General features: G+C 59.0%; 1 tRNA gene. It reads right to left on the bottom strand.

The features are described 5' to 3' along the window. Positions 1-179: 179 nt before the first annotated feature. Positions 180-252: transfer RNA gene (locus tag FY251_RS22310), tRNA-Arg, on the bottom strand. Positions 253-305: the final 53 nt, after the last annotated feature.

The following is a 305-nucleotide window of genomic DNA, read 5'->3' as shown; positions in this document are numbered from 1 at the left end:
GCCTCTCAAGTGCGAGTCCGTCACGGTACGTGACGAAATCGACTGGCGGAGAAATATACCAAATCAGCGGCTACAGCGCTTGCTCTTTGGTTCTAAAGCGTTCCAGAACTGTACGGACCCGACGGGACTCACGCGAGCGAAAGCGAGTGTGAGTACGTCGGGGGAGTGAGCGAAGCGAACGGACCCGACGGGATTTGAACCCGCGACATCTTGGTCCGGAACCAAGCACTCTGTCCACTGAGCTACGGGCCCTCAGCGGAGAGAGCTACACGGCACCGACGTAAAACCGTTGTGGAACCCGCGCC

This window comes from Haloferax sp. KTX1, from assembly GCF_902410085.1.
In the GTDB taxonomy this organism is placed as follows: Archaea; Halobacteriota; Halobacteria; order Halobacteriales; family Haloferacaceae; genus Haloferax; species Haloferax massiliensis.
The sequence above is the reverse complement of the archived record's forward strand: the minus strand, read 5'-3'. Positions and strand labels throughout refer to the sequence as shown.